The organism is Paenibacillus sp. FSL R5-0470 (assembly GCF_037975205.1).
Classification (GTDB): Bacteria; Bacillota; Bacilli; order Paenibacillales; family Paenibacillaceae; genus Paenibacillus_AQ.
The window spans coordinates 1,213,791-1,228,856 of sequence record NZ_CP150238.1 but is presented as its reverse complement, the minus strand read 5'-3'; the positions used below and the strand labels follow the sequence as shown (position 1 = coordinate 1,228,856).

At 41.8% G+C, this 15,066-nt stretch carries 14 protein-coding genes; 1 reads left to right on the top strand and 13 read right to left on the bottom strand.

All coding sequences use genetic code 11. From position 1 onward, the window contains the following. Positions 1-22 precede the first annotated feature (22 nt). The 6 genes from MKY99_RS05310 to MKY99_RS05285 all read right to left on the bottom strand — a co-directional run bounded on the left by MKY99_RS05310 (position 23) and on the right by MKY99_RS05285 (position 5,958). Positions 23-1,075 carry an LLM class flavin-dependent oxidoreductase gene (locus MKY99_RS05310; protein ID WP_076283968.1) on the bottom strand — a complete coding sequence of 351 codons (1,053 nt, stop codon included), beginning with the start codon at positions 1,073-1,075 and terminating at the stop codon, positions 23-25. 70 nt (positions 1,076-1,145) lie between these two features. Continuing rightward, positions 1,146-2,015, bottom strand: coding sequence for an NAD(P)-dependent oxidoreductase (locus MKY99_RS05305; protein ID WP_339269133.1), 870 nt, complete (start codon positions 2,013-2,015; stop codon positions 1,146-1,148). Positions 2,016-2,084: 69 nt separating this feature from the next. Next, positions 2,085-2,660 carry a TetR/AcrR family transcriptional regulator gene (locus tag MKY99_RS05300; RefSeq protein ID WP_149646538.1) on the bottom strand — a complete coding sequence of 192 codons (576 nt, stop codon included), beginning with the start codon at positions 2,658-2,660 and terminating at the stop codon, positions 2,085-2,087. 165 nt (positions 2,661-2,825) lie between these two features. Further along, on the bottom strand, positions 2,826-3,431 hold the full coding sequence (locus MKY99_RS05295; RefSeq protein ID WP_339269131.1) for a flavin reductase family protein: 606 nt from the start codon (positions 3,429-3,431) through the stop codon (positions 2,826-2,828). 17 nt (positions 3,432-3,448) lie between these two features. Next, positions 3,449-4,426 (bottom strand): ring-cleaving dioxygenase, encoded by a 978-nt coding sequence (locus tag MKY99_RS05290; protein WP_042185334.1) that lies wholly within the window; start codon positions 4,424-4,426, stop codon positions 3,449-3,451. A 290-nt stretch (positions 4,427-4,716) separates the two neighbouring features. Beyond that, positions 4,717-5,958, bottom strand: a complete 1,242-nt coding sequence (locus tag MKY99_RS05285; protein WP_339269129.1) for a Zn-dependent hydrolase — start codon at positions 5,956-5,958, stop codon at positions 4,717-4,719. Positions 5,959-6,079: 121 nt separating this feature from the next. On the opposite strand from MKY99_RS05285, the gene MKY99_RS05280 reads away from it, so the two are divergent. Continuing rightward, positions 6,080-6,952 (top strand): alpha/beta hydrolase, encoded by an 873-nt coding sequence (locus MKY99_RS05280; RefSeq protein WP_339269127.1) that lies wholly within the window; start codon positions 6,080-6,082, stop codon positions 6,950-6,952. A 65-nt stretch (positions 6,953-7,017) separates the two neighbouring features. Here the strand turns inward: MKY99_RS05280 and MKY99_RS05275 are convergent, their stop codons facing one another. The 7 genes from MKY99_RS05275 to MKY99_RS05245 form a co-directional block, all read right to left on the bottom strand. Continuing rightward, a complete protein-coding gene (locus MKY99_RS05275; RefSeq protein ID WP_042124600.1) occupies positions 7,018-7,470 on the bottom strand; it encodes a nucleoside deaminase in 453 nt (150 codons plus the stop codon). Positions 7,471-7,484: 14 nt separating this feature from the next. Next, positions 7,485-8,939: a cytosine permease gene (locus tag MKY99_RS05270; protein ID WP_339269125.1), complete on the bottom strand. Its 1,455-nt coding sequence runs from the start codon at positions 8,937-8,939 to the stop codon at positions 7,485-7,487. 23 nt (positions 8,940-8,962) lie between these two features. Beyond that, positions 8,963-9,913: a carbamate kinase gene (arcC, locus tag MKY99_RS05265; protein ID WP_339269123.1), complete on the bottom strand. Its 951-nt coding sequence runs from the start codon at positions 9,911-9,913 to the stop codon at positions 8,963-8,965. A gap of 31 nt (positions 9,914-9,944) precedes the next feature. Beyond that, positions 9,945-11,090, bottom strand: coding sequence for an ankyrin repeat domain-containing protein (locus MKY99_RS05260; protein ID WP_339269121.1), 1,146 nt, complete (start codon positions 11,088-11,090; stop codon positions 9,945-9,947). Positions 11,091-11,191: 101 nt separating this feature from the next. Next, positions 11,192-12,619, bottom strand: a complete 1,428-nt coding sequence (locus MKY99_RS05255) for a DUF1116 domain-containing protein (RefSeq protein ID WP_339269119.1) — start codon at positions 12,617-12,619, stop codon at positions 11,192-11,194. A 2-nt stretch (positions 12,620-12,621) separates the two neighbouring features. After that, a complete protein-coding gene (gene fdrA / locus MKY99_RS05250; RefSeq protein WP_339269117.1) occupies positions 12,622-14,169 on the bottom strand; it encodes an acyl-CoA synthetase FdrA in 1,548 nt (515 codons plus the stop codon). Positions 14,170-14,184: 15 nt separating this feature from the next. Then, positions 14,185-15,051: a DUF2877 domain-containing protein gene (locus MKY99_RS05245; RefSeq protein WP_339269115.1), complete on the bottom strand. Its 867-nt coding sequence runs from the start codon at positions 15,049-15,051 to the stop codon at positions 14,185-14,187. Between the last annotated feature and the right edge of the window lie 15 nt (positions 15,052-15,066).

The following is a 15,066-nucleotide window of genomic DNA, read 5'->3' as shown; positions in this document are numbered from 1 at the left end:
ATAATGATTGCTTGTATAATTCCTATTCCTTCTCAGCTTCCCACTTGGCAATTTCCTCTCGTACTCGTGGAGCAACCTCCGTTCCGAGCAGTTCTATAGCCCGCAACACCTGCTCATGTGGCATCGTGCTTAGTGGAACATACATCATAAAGCGTGTAATACCTACATGCTTCCGTAGATGAATGATCTTCTGAGCAACTGTTTCTGGATCTCCAACGTACAATGCGCCATCAAAGCTTCGGGCCGCATCATAGCTGGAACGGTCATAATACGACCATCCTCGTTCTTTCCCGAGCTTGTTCATGCCGTATTGGGTAGATGGAAAAAAGATATCTGCTGCCCGTTCCGTATCTTCTGCGACGAATCCAATCGAATGAGATCCCACCTGAAGCTGCGATACATCATGTCCAGCGCGGGCCGCCGCCTTCTTGTACAGCTCTACAAGCGGAGCAAAATTCATTGGATTCCCGCCAATGATCGCCAACATCAATGGCAGACCCAAAAGTCCTGCACGAACGGCGGAGCTTTGCGTACCTCCGCTGCCAATCCATATTGGTAAAGAGCTTTGGACGGGCCGCGGGTATACGCCCAAATTATGAATTGCTGGCCGATGGCCTCCCTTCCAAGTTACTTTCTCGGAACCCCGTATTTTCATAAGCAGTTCGATATTTTCATTGAATAGCTCCTCATAGTCATGTAAGCCATAACCAAACAACGGAAAGGATTCAACGAATGAACCCCTGCCCGCTATAATCTCGGCACGTCCATTGGAAATGCCGTCAAGCATAGCAAAATCCTGAAACACACGTACAGGATCAGCAGATGAAAGGACCGTCACAGCACTAGCCAGGCGAATCCGTTTAGTCAAGGACGCAGCAGCGGACAACACGATTGCTGGTGAAGAAGCTGCATAATCTTCACGATGATGCTCACCGATACCAAAAACATCAAGTCCCACCCGATCCGCAAGGACGATTTCTTCGACTACTTCTCGTAATCGCTGTGCATGACTCATCACAATTCCAGTCTCAATATCAGGCTTTGTTTCTACGAACGAAGTAACACCTATTTCCATGATTTATCACACCTCTTTTAATTTTTCTCCTGCACTACAACCAACAGAGATTTGGGGCAACCCTATTTTTTTAAGAAGAGTGCTCTAGACAACGGATTAAAGCTGTCCAATCCATCTCACCATAACCATGGGCTATTCCTTCAGATAAATGATGATGGATAAGTTGGCCCAAAGGTAGAGGAGCTTGGACGGACTGCGCTGCCTCTATAGCCAGTGCAACATCCTTCAGCCCTAGCTTCATTTTAAAACCAGCTGGTTCAAACCGCTGTTCTGTCATTATCGCCCCATAGTTCTGATATAAGGGAGATTGAAAAAGAGCATTCACCACATCCATAAAACGGGCTGGCTCTATGCCATACTTTCCTACCATCAGCTGCGTTTCTGATAAAGCTTCCAGCATAGAAGCAATTAAAAAGTTTACGCCTATTTTTACAACATTTCCTTCTTCGCTATAATCCCCAATCTCGAATATTTCCTGACCTAATTGTTCTAAAACAGGAATTAACTGTTGTCTGGCTTGCTCCGGACCTGCCAAAATGATGCGCAATTTAGCTGCTTTAGCGGCATCCGGACGCCCCAGCACTGTGGCAGACACAAAGTATTGCTTTCTCTCCGCATGCGCCGCGGATAATTTCCGAGCCAGATCTACACTGATCGTACTGGCAGATATGTGAATTCCTTTTTCTGATAATCCATTCAAAATTCCATTTGGACCCTCAACAATCTCCTCCAAAGCGGCATCGTCAGAAAGCATGGTTATGACCATATCGCTCTTTTGTGCTGCCTCCAATGGTGTCTCGGCATAATGCGCTCCCTGATCTATTAGGGGTTGCGCTTTTTCACGAGTACGATTAAAAACGATTAATTCATTACCAGCTTTCAACAAATTTCGGGCCATTGGAAAGCCCATTTTCCCAAGCCCGATAAATGATATTTTCATAAGTCTCTTCTCCGCATTAAGGATGATTTACAATAACGGAACGATCGTTCCAGAATAACCAAAAAAAATTTATATTGCTGCAATTACAAAGCTTATCATCTCTTTGGCACGCTGCTGATCTTGATCTGCTTTTGCCATAATATTTATGCTTTGATGTAAATTCAGCAATAAATAAGACCACGCTTTGACATCAGTGGTTTTATCAAGTTCGCCTGATTGTCGGCCTTTTTCCAAAAGCTCGCAAAAAGCCTGTTCTAAATTCAAAAAACTAGTCTTTATCAATTCATTTATTTTTTCATCCCGCGACTCTAGTGTTGTAGCTGCATTCGTTACAAAACACCCGCCGGGTAGGCTCGTATCGTACGCTGAAGTAATATGTTGCTCAAAAAATTGTTGAATCCCTGCTCTAACGCTTGACGCCCGTTCAAGAATGACCTGTCTATTGAAGCTAACCTTTTTGTAATGTTCCAGTGCGGCAATGTACAACGTTTGCTTGTCAGAAAAAGTATCGTAAAGACTAGAACGGCTAATGCCCATAACCTGCAGCAAATCCGGTATGCTTGTTGCCTCATAACCCTTTTTCCAAAACAACAGCATCGCTTGATGTAGTGCTTGATCCTCGTTAAACTCTCTTGTCCTTGCCATGAGTAACACCTCCTGTAATGGCAATATAACATATCTGGAACGATCAGTCCAGATAAACTTCGAGAGAAAACCTTACGGTTTGCTTGGCATAGCTGATGAACTATAATTAGCCCACAAAAAGACCTGTTCGGTAGGCTTCATCGCTTACGAACAGATCTTAGTTTATTATTCCGGTCTCTCAATTTCAAAAATCTCACCAATCGTAGCGTAATTAGCTCCCGCTAAACGACTTACTGCATTTAAGGCTCTAGGGTCAATCCGCCCCTCCTGATAAATCGATTCATCGATATGAAACTGAACAATTTCGCCGATGAACAAATCACTCCCAGGTTCTTCTGCTCCTAGAGGTATCGCTTGTACAAGCTTACATTCCATTCGAACCTTTGCTTCCAATACACCAGGTACAGCTATATTTTTACTTGGGACCGGTGTAAGATTGGCAAGTTCAATTTCACTTTCTGCTCTTGGCAATGAGGCAGCGGTTTGATTGATTTTTCCAACATTCTCATCATCTACAATATGCACAACAAACTGTTGATTGTTATAGATATTATGGGCTGTATCTTTTAATCGTCCCGCTGGTCTTTGAATAGACAGTGAAACCATCGGAGGATTAGACGAGACGATATTAAAATAGCTAAACGGCGCACCATTCAAAATGCCATCTTCTGATTGTGTAGTGACAAAAGCAATGGGCCTAGGAATAACAGTACCAATTAATAACTTATAATTTTCCCGCTCACTATTTTGCTTCGGATCAATCGAAATCAATCTCCCCAGCTCCTTCTTCACTCTTTCACGAAATCGATCGTGCTTCTAACGGTATCAATAGGGCGTACTAACTTCTCAATTTGCTCACGTTTAGGTTCTAAGAATGGTGGCAATGAAAGTTTTTCTCCAACCGTTTCGTATTCCTCGTCTCCCATAAATCCAGGTCCATCTGTTGCAAGCTCAAACAGGATTTGTGGAGCAACACGTGTATACAGCGACTCGAAGAAATGACGATCCACATAACCTGAGGTACGGAACCCAAAGTCTTCAAAATGCTTAGTCCACTCATCCAGCATGGCACGATCCTCTACTCGGAAAGCCGCATGGTGAACTGTTCCAAAACCTTGACGCGAATTCGGCAAGTCTTCGTTATGCTCTACAATAATTTGCGCACCGTTTCCGCCTTCGCCAACTTCAAACAAATGATAAGCCTCTTCCTGTCCGATTTCTTTAAACAGCATGACTCTTTCCAACATTTCTTTAAAATAGCTGAAGTCAGCTATACGTACAAAGATCGGTCCCAAACCAGTGATCGCAAACTCTAAAGGAATTGGTCCTTTTTGCCATGGTGTACCTGATGCGACCCCTTCATTAAATTCATCGGAGATAAGTTGATATTGCTGGTCATCAAAATCTACGAAGGATAAAGTCTTTTTGCCAAACTGCTCTTTAATTCCGGTATGCTTCACATCCAGGCGATCAAAACGTTTTACCCAGTAGTCTAATGCAGCATCAGTTGGTACCCGGAAGGATGTCTTGGCGATCTCATTGGTTCCGTGAACACCTTTAGGAATGTTAGGGAAGTCAAAGAACGTCATATCCGTTCCGGCACTGCCCTTATCATCTGCAAAAAACAAGTGATACGTTTGAATATCGTCTTGATTGACGGTTTTCTTCACTAGACGCATTCCCAATACGTAAGTAAAAAACTCGTAGTTTTTCTCTGCGCTGCTTGTGATGGCTGTTACGTGGTGAATCCCTTTTAAATTTCTCATGATTATACACTCCTATGGTTTTAGTTTGATTTTGTAATATAATTCCCTAGATCAAGAAAGATTAATTGAATTATCTTAACGTTAAGATATCCACCAAAAAAAATATCTTTCCAACATTTCATCCTATGTTTCACAGAACCCTATTCCCAACAATTATCTTTACATTAATTATCTTTAACTTAAGATAAATTTAACATACTCATTTGTTGTTGTCAACAAAACACTATAGTAGATATGCAGAACAGCCTTGTTCAGTATGTGAAGAATAATGAACAAGGCTGTGAAAAAATCTATATTTGTCTTACAAACGCATAACGAAGAACAGCTTCTTCTAAAATATCAATCCCCATAATGATATCATCTAAATCCGTATACTCATTGGGATGATGACTAAGTCCATCTACAGAAGGAACAAAGATAAGCCCTACTGGGCAAAGTTTGTTCATGTTCATGGCATCATGCCCTGCACCACTGATCATCCGTTGACTCGATATCCCTTTCTCTTCACAAATGGATTCTAGAACCTGACTGATCTCATCAGATAATAGGACGGGTTCCTCCGAAATAATTTCCGTACTCTCAATTACAAGTTGTCTATTTTCTTGTACTAAGGATATTGTTTGATACAAATGGTCTAACACACGTTGCCTGGATGCCACTGAAGTAGATCTGATATCAATTTTAATTTCCACTTCTCCCGGAACCACGTTCATAGCGCCATTCAAGATATCTATCACCCCTAGCGTCGCAACCGTTCCAAATTCTTGTTCGAGTTTGGCTGCTTTCTCAAGCGCAAGTGCTATTTCTGAGGCACCCAGAAAAGCATCTTTTCTCATATTCATAGGTGTCGTTCCAGAGTGGGATGCCTTCCCTGATATTTGAATATGAAGCCTCACGGGTGCAGCAATTCCAGTCACAATTCCAATTCTTTTATTATTGTTTATTAAGACAGGACCTTGCTCAATATGTAATTCAAAAAACGCTTTTAATTCTTCATTCTCTCTACTCGCCTGATCAATACTGTTATAATCCAGTGCACATAGCGAAAATGCCTTTTCCATGGTAATACCGTCTTTGTCCTTCAAAGATCTATATTTCTCCTTCTGAAATAACCCTGACATTATTTTGCTGCCTACTGTTGAAATCCCAAAACGCGAAGATTCTTCACAGGCAAATGAAATAATTTCGATCGGATGATCCGTTTCAATCCCTTTTTCGTTTAGACGTTTGATCACTTCCAAAGCAGCCGTTACACCTACTACCCCATCGTACTTCCCACCTTGGTATACCGTATCCAAGTGAGAGCCCATTACAACGGGTGGGAGCCCTTCTATCTTCCCATTCCTTCTAGCGATCACATTTCCGCAATGATCCATCCGAATATCTAAATTTTCAGCCTTACACATCCGCATAAAAGCACTCGTACATGTCTGCTCTTCATTTGTATAGGCAATTCTAGTGATGCCCTTCTCACCCGAGTTATATTGATTAATATTATCAAATAAAGCCTGATATCTTCTCTTTCTATCCATGCTAATATCTCCAATCCTGGGTATTCATGATTATGGTTTCATCAAAATTCGTGAATGATATACAATAGAGGTAGTGCTAGTCTTTAAAAATTACTTACTTGATGAGGTGTAATGGATAGCTATGAAGAAGACTATTATTTTTAAAGAAAATGATCAATTTACAATTAAAGCTGATTTTTATGAAACAAACCGTCCACAAGCCCCTGCTATTGTGTACATTCACGGAGGCGGTCTACTTTGGGGTGATCGAGAAGATCTATCCGAGGAAATGATACAACTTTACACTAATAATGGCTTTGCGCTATTTTCGATTGACTATAGATTAGCCCCTAGGTCCACCCTATCTGACATCCTTGAAGATGTCCAAGATAGCCTTCTTTGGTTAGAAAAGGAAGGACCAAAACAATTCTCCATTGACCCCTCGAGGATCGCTGTAGTGGGAAGCTCAGCAGGTGGTTTCCTTGCACTAAGCACAGGAATGTTTACCCATAAGCCACGTGCGATTGTCTCCTTCTATGGATATGGCGATATTAGCGCTCCATGGGCACTCGAACCAAGTAAATTCTATTGTGAAAAGGATATCGTCTCCATGGAGATTGCAAAAGGTACAGTGTCCGATCAAATCATTACGAGCGCAAGCGTAGACGAGCGTTTTCTTCTCTATTTATATGCAAGACAATCCGGTCGTTGGATCGAAGAAGTGACGGGCTTGAATCCTTCTCTACATAAGGAAGAAATCCTCAAATTCTGTCCTATTCATCATGTAACTAAGGAATTCCCCCCTACATTGTTACTACACGGAACGAACGATGTAGATGTGCCGTATGAACAATCGGTATTCATGAGAGCTGCGCTAGTGAAAGAAGGAGTACCGGCAAAGCTTATTACTATTCCAAACGGGGAGCATGTATTTGAAAAAGATTTCGATAACCCTGTTGTGCAAAAAGCTCTTCATCAGGTGATTGATTTCCTTCAGCTTCATCTTGCTGAGTAGGTCTGTAGAAGAACAGGAAAATCCGGCACTAAAATAGTGCCGGAAAATATAGGAGACCGCATGAATTATTTCTTGTTTAATTCGTGGAAATGCGTCCATAAATGATCGCAATCTTCTCTAGCTTCCACTTTAATCATATTAACAACACTCTCATCATGCCCCACAAAATATTCGCGAAGGTGAATGTCAGAGAAGCCATGCTCTTTCGCATCATCTCTTGTGCTGCAATAATGAACTTCCTTAACACCTGACCAAATAATAGCGCCCATACACATCGGACACGGTTCACAGGTGGCATAAATTACACAATCCGATAAGTCCATCGTGTCTAGCTTTTTGCAAGCTTCTCGGATAGCTACCATTTCCGCATGTGCGGAAGGATCCGTGTCTCTCATCATTGTATTGCTAACCGCTGCAATTACCTCATCGCCTCGGACAATCGTTGCACCAAACGGGCCTCCAAATTTCTTGTTCATACCCTCAATCGTTGCGTCTACAGCCAATTTCATGTAATCCATTTCAAATTCCTCCTCTAGTTTAATTGGGATGATTTTAGTGTTTTGCTAAAGATGGTGTATAGAACAAACGAAACAATTAAGCCACTAAAGAAAGCAAAATCATTCATCCTAACTAGGAAGGGGATACCCTTAAGAAATGCACCTGACATAGGAAGGATGAAGCTGACTGCTAAAACAGCCATCGCAACAGGATTGTAACCATTCTTATATTCACCATTGCTGCCTGCTGGGACATAAATATGGTCAAGATTTAATACTCTTTTCCGATGAATAAAGAAGCTTGAAAGCATAATACCCGCAATTGGACCAAAGATGGACCCAATAAAGCTATAGAAGTAGAATAAGGTCGTTGTACTTTCTACAAGCTTCCATGGCAAAATCAAAGTTCCAACAACGGCTGTTAAGACACCTGCAGTCTTTACAGTGAATTTTTTCGGGAAAAGAGATGACATTTGCAAGCCAGCTGGCAATAAGTTGGCAAACACTACGAAGGCGATTGCTCCTACGTTTAGCGCTAGAATCAATACAACAACCGCGAAAGTGTTTTCAATTTTATCAATGGCATGAACGATATTGAAAATCGGCTCACCAAACGCAATTTCAGTACCCGCAATTAAAGCCACACAAGTGATGGCAAAAAGAATATAAGATAAGATAAACCCTACTGGCAATCCAATCATAGCCGCTTTTGGTGATTTCGCACGATGTGTGAAGTCCGACATATTCACAACAGGACCCGCCCAGTTAGATACCAATGCACTCACGCAAGCAATAAAGACTAATGGACTTGAGCTTGGGTTCGCTGGTACATACTCTAAAATCGGTCCAAACCCTCCAGCAATCTTGATCGCCCAAACAGCAGCACCAATAATAAACACATACACTACTGGGGAAGACCAGTTACCGAACTTACCTAATGTTTTCATTCCACCTAAGAACAACAGAACCGTTGCTGTCCAAAGAATCGCATAGGAGATCATTGTCGGGAATGCTAACCCGAATAGTGTGAAGCCACCGCCTAAATCCATATAATTCGGAATAAATCTAGCAAATATAACATTTAATGATTCTGCACCAACAACGGTAGTGGTTCCAAAGAATACTAATCCGGCAACAAGTCCTCGTATCAATGCCGGTATAATTGCTCCTTTTACCCCAAATGAATCACGAAGCAACATCGCGAATGGCAGCCCATATTTGGAGGCAGAATATCCGTTTAAAGCATAAAATGCGGAGACAATAATGGCCGAGAGCATAACGGCAAAGAGCACCTGTGTTGTATCCAATCCTAAGACGAAGAAGCCTGCAACTGTCATATACGACATAATATTATGAACAGCACCCATCCAAAGGGTTATATAGTTGGACATTCCCCAGTCTCTTTGCTCAGGCTTTTTAGGCAGTAACTCCTCACCGTAACCGTATGATTTGTACCTATCATAATTTCGTTCCAACTTTGCTTGATCCATATCTACACTTCCCCTCGCTTAAATTACTTCACGATATGAGTGCCTGCCTGTTCATTGATCGCATCTTTTAAGCTTTCCGGATTCGTAATAATAACTCGCGTTCCGCTGTTCTCTAAGAAGCTTAAACTCGCCTCGATTTTAGGCAGCATACTTCCTGCTGGGAAGTGATTTTCTAGTACATATTGTTTAGTCTCATCAACCGTCATTTTGGAAAGCTCTTTTTGATTCGGCTTACCATAGTTGATGCATACTCTAGACACTCCCGTTGTAATAATTAAGGTCTCCGCATGAATCTGTTCTGCTAAAAGACTCGTAGCAAAATCCTTATCGATGACTGCATCAACACCTTTGTACGTGTTATCATCAGACTTCACGACTGCGATACCTCCACCGCCTGCAGCGACAACGACAAAGCCCCCATCGATTAATGATTTAATCGCGTCTTTCTCCACAATATCTATAGGTCTTGGGGATGGAACTACTCTACGGTATCCTCTGCCAGAGTCTTCTACAAAGCTCCATTCCGGATGTTCTCTTTTCATTTCTTCCGCTTGCTCTTTGGAAAAGAAGGATCCTACTGGTTTCGTCGGATTCTTGAAATTAGGGTCTTCTGAGCTTACTTCGACTTGTGTAATCACCGTAGCCACATTCTTGTGGATCCCTCTAACTGCAAATTCATTAATTAAAGCTTGTTGAATTAAATAACCGATTCCACCTTGTGTATCGGCTCCACAATTCACTAGTGGAATAGGAGACATGCCAGCAATTTCATGTGCAATCTCAGATCTTCTTAGCCCAAATCCTACCTGTGGTCCATTACCGTGTGTAACGACGACATTGTAGCCCTCTTGCACCATATCAACAATATTAACGACAACTTCTTTTACTGCTTCAGATTGGTCATGAATCGAATCCAGGCCATTTTCCTTGACCAATGAGTTTCCGCCAATAGCAACGATCACAGTTTCTTTCATCTGATGCCTCCTATGTTGCAATTCTTATGCTCTAACCGAGTAATTCAAGAGATTGCTTTTTGTGTGAGTGATATAACGGATTCGTTGGATCATTCTTAATTGCGTTCTCGATAGCCTCAATGGCCTCTTTATGCTTACCAAGCGATCTTAGACTGTTCGCCTTATGGAAGGAGAAGTCATATCTATTCGGCTGAAGCGCTAGCAGCTTATCCATCTCGATAACTGCTTCTTGGTGTCGCCCAAGTTCTCTTAAATAATTGGATTTGTGGTAGCGATAGAACGTTTCATTAGGTGCCAGCTCACAGGCTTTATCATATTCCTGAAGAGCTTCCTCCGGTTTTTTCCACAGTCTCAAACAATTCGCTGTGTAGAAATAAAACTCTAAATTAGCTGAATCAATAGAGATAGCGCTTTCATAGCATCGAAGTGCCTCTTCGTATCTCTTTAATTCCTGCAAGAAATAACCTTTATAATAGATGAAATCCAGGTTGTCAGCATCCACTTCTAGTGCTCTATTGATGACGGATATAGCTTCTTCATATTGATCGTTGTTAGCGAGAGCCTTTGCCTGCTTCACATATTCGTTATTTTCTTGGAAGCTTTGTTCTAGAATCTTCACGACTTTATGCTGACCGTTCTCTTCGGCACGTTGTAGGGATGAGAGCCCATCTCGATCAGGCAAATGCACATCTGCTCCTGCATGAACAAGCGCTTTAATAATGTCAGAATATAGTCGTCCGCCATTCCCCAATATGACTGCTTCAAGTAGGGCTGACCAGCCTAAGTCGTTGACATGATTCACTGGAACCCCAGCATCAATACACACCTCTACTGTTTTTAAATAGCCCTTTTCACTCGATGGTAACAGCGCTGTACCTCCAAATCGATTCACGCTCTTCAAATCAGCTCCACCAGCAATCATGAGACGCAGGATTTCATAAAAGCCATTTGCTGCTGAGCAAATAAACGGTGAGAGTTGTGTAATATCTCTAGTGTTCACGTCACTTCCTGCTTCTATTAATCTTTTAGCAATCTCGATTTGATTGTTTTGAGTTGCCGCCATTAACGCTGTTCGCCCTGCAGCATCTTTATAATCAACACTGGCACCTTCGCCTAATAGTTTCTCAACAGAAGCCAGTTCTCCCTGTTCACTCGCCTCAATAAGTTTTGTATTCAAGGATAGACTATCCAAAATTGTTCACTCCTTCACAGCCTAGCACGAAGATGTTCGTCTAGTTCGAAAATAAGAATGGTGGGCTAAGCAAGTTAGCCCTCTTCTTATTTAATATTTTCACTTAATGCAAGTAATGCTTGTTCAAATGCTTCGATTGGAGGGTTAACGATACCTGCACCAATCATTCCAATCCCCGCATCTTTATGTGCAATGGCTGTATTGATAATCGGCATAATTCCTGTTTGGATGACTTTTTGAATATCAATACCTGTTGGAATCCCTATAAAGTCAAGCATTGGAATCGTTACATTAGGATTTTCAGTGGTTGTGATTTCTGCCATTTTTGTGGTGTAGCTGATTGCATCATCGACGGTACCCCCCACAAGCGAAACAATAGCGGGTGCAGTTGCCATAGCAAATCCGCCAATTCCATAGGTCTCCGTAATCGCACTGTCACCAATATCAAGACCAGAATCCTCAGGTTTGTAACCAGCGAACATAGGACCTATTACTTGTTGTGCAGGACCTGTAAACCACACGTTTCCAGCGATTCCACTCACGCGGATACCGAATTCCACTCCGTTACGAGCCATTGTGGTAACAATCGTACTATTCTCAATACCATGCGCAGCATCAAGGGCACATTTACAAAGCGCCATCCATGTCGGACCCGAGAAATAGTCGCTGCTGCTAACGAATTCAAACACTTCTTTTTTCTGTTCAACCGTGAAATCGGTTTGGATAATATAAGGCGTTAGTGCTTGAATGAGCAGGGTTGTTCCAGCTACATTTCGGTTATGACACTCGTCCCCCATATGAAGGGCTTGTGAGAGCATTAGGCGCAAGTCAATCCCATTTGGATTAAGTTTCATCGCATCTCTTAAAATAGGACCCAATACATCTCGCATCCAAATCAAACGCTGGATAACACTCTCGTCATTGGCACCCATACGAAGGATTTTGGACATTTGTTCACTTAAATTTGTATAGGCAATATTTCCATAAGTTTTATTCTCAACAATATGCATAAACATGGAAGCCGATGTGACACCAGCCATGGAACCAACACAGTTATGTTCATGACATGGCGAGAAAATAATCTCTCCGGACGCGGCTAGTACAGCTGCTGCTTCAATATTGGGGGCAAGTCCTTCAAATACAATAGCCCCTGTTACCGCACCTTTCATCGGACCATTCATTCGTTCCCAAGTGATTGGCGGGCCAGCATGTAAAATCGTATTTTTCGTCATACCAGGAACCACATTGATCGCTTGGTCAAAGCCAATCAGTACCGGTTGCGAGTTAATAATTCGCTCAACAACCTCTTTGTTAGCAGCTTCAATCTTATCTGTAACACTTGGGTCTTCAAGCTTATCCAGCGCAGCAATTAATTCTGGATTCCCTCTGCCTGGCGGCGTCCACTCCAAGTGAGTTACATTCGCGTTTTGTTTTAACAAATCATCTCTAAAGTTCGCAATGCCTACATTTATGACATTTAGTTTATTCGTAAAAAGTTCATTGATTTTACTCATGACTATTCTCCTTTCACAACGAATTCTCTTGCTAGTAGACCTGCGTTCTGACTGCTGCTAGCATGTGTAGCACCAGAAGCTAACAATTTATTAATTTGACCTTCAATATTTTGACTATCTAGCTCGGTTCCAAGAATGTATCCAATAATCTCTAGATGTCTTCCTTCATCTTCAGCGGCTTGCTTCGCTTCGATAATCGCTGGAAGCATTGCGCCTACAGGATCTTCGTGCGCTCCGAAGCCTAGAACAAAATCCATCACAATAACAGCGACAGAAGGATCTTTTGCTTCTTGAATAAATCTTTCAATCCGAGTGGATGGATCTATCATTGGATGTGGCTTACCTTGTGTAAATTGGTCGTCTCCGAAGTCAATAAAGGTATGATCTTGACTTACTCTAACATCTTTTAAGCGATATTCAGGATCTCTCTGAATGTTACTATAGACATTATCGAATTTCTCCATAGCAATGTGCATCGCTTCATCACAGAGCGTACCGCCACTGAATAGTCCACGGATATATTTTTGCTGAGGATTTAACTTCGCACGCACTTCTTCAATAAGCGGAAGATTTAACGCACGTTTGTTAAGCTTCGATTCGTCTGCTCCAGCTAAAAGTACCGCTTTAAGTGCCGCTTCTTTTGACATTTTTGCAAAATGACCGCCAGCTTGAGTGATCTTTTCTTCATTCCCACCCACAAACCAAACCACGACTGGTTTCTTACATTGTTTAATTTGTGCAAGTACTTTCTCTTCTACACTTGGTGCTGGTGGTTTAGATACGAGAACAATAACCTTTGTTGCATCGTCCTCTTCTAACGCTTTAATTCCGGCCAGCATCATAATGCCGCCAACCTCTTCACTTAGATCTCTACCGCCTGTACCGATCAACTGTGTGATTCCACCGCCAAATTCATGAATACGAACCGTTACCTCTTGGCTACCTGTTCCTGATGCGCCAACGATCCCGATATTGCCTTTTCTCACGGCATTCGCAAAGCACAAAGCGACATTACCAATAATCGCAGTACCACAGTCTGGCCCCATCATTAGCAAGCCTTTTTCTTGGGCTAAAGTCTTTAATTCAATTTCATCTTCAATACTTACATTGTCGCTAAACAGCATGACGTGAAGATTATTTTCAAGAGCTTTTCTTGCTTCTCTAGGAGCGTAGCTCCCATTTACGGCAATAATCGCTAAGTTAGCTTCAGGAGTACCGTTTACAGCTGAGGTAATGGTTGAGTATTTAACCTCACTCTTTCCTTTAGAGGAATCTTTCTTTTTCGTTAACAAATCATTGATGCTTTCGAAAGCACCCTCACATAGTTCTTCAGAGGCAGCCTTCACAATAATCACTAAATCACTTGTTTTGGCACTTTCTACTTCAGGTGTCATCAAGCCCACATTTCTAATGACCTCTTTATTCATTTCAGTACCCATTGCAATAATGGCTTGTTCTACGATTTCGATCTGATTCGCTTTTGTTGAGAGTGACATCAAAGATACGGAATCGATATACGTGTTTGGTTTTACTAAAACTTGAACAGTCATACTTTTACCTCCCATTTACATGTTCATTTCCAGCCCTGCAACAATTCCTAGAGCTATATCAGTACCCGAAGTGGACCCTATAGCCAGTACCCTATCTAAAGCCAATAGCAATTCCTCTTCGCTACCTCTAAATAAAGCTTCCATTAAGTCACTTATAGACTCTCTTACCTGGCCACCTGCTGCTTTAGCTAATGCCATATAGCTGATATCATTGGTTAAAGCCTTCGCATGTAAGACGACTTCTTCACAAAACGATTGGTGTGAAAAGTATTGATGATTCTCGATGCCCATGACGGTAAACAATCCCACCAAGAAATCATCACCGGCTGGCGTTAAGCCTGGTCCAAGGCCTATGAGCGAAGTTGCATGTGTGATTGCAGTAGAGATTCGCTTGTTTTGCAATTCCGATACAAGTAACTGCGTCCGTTCATGAAGCATTCTAGACATTTCATCGTCAAAAGGATTGCCGCTCTTGAAAGCCCTTTCAATTCTGCTGTTATTTCCGTGAAGTTTGATATATTGCTTCATGGTGGATACATTCATTATTAAGACATCAGCTTCTGAAGGATATTTAGGCAGTTTACAATTCCATCTCTTAACACCATTCATTGTGATAGACATCTTATTAGCAATTGATAAAACGGAATGATCTGAACTTACAATGTCATTCACCCTGATATCTGCTTCTTCAAAGTGTTCTAAGTCAATAATAAGTGTATTAGGAGCGTTATCGATTCCCTTACACGCAATAGTATACAAATCTCCACGATCCAAACATTGAATATTGATTGTGCGATTAAACGTGCTATGAACAAAACCATGAAACTTATGGTGAATGATTCGTTGAATAAAATCGCCATCACCGGATTTCGCAAACCTCACTAGAGTCACCTCTGT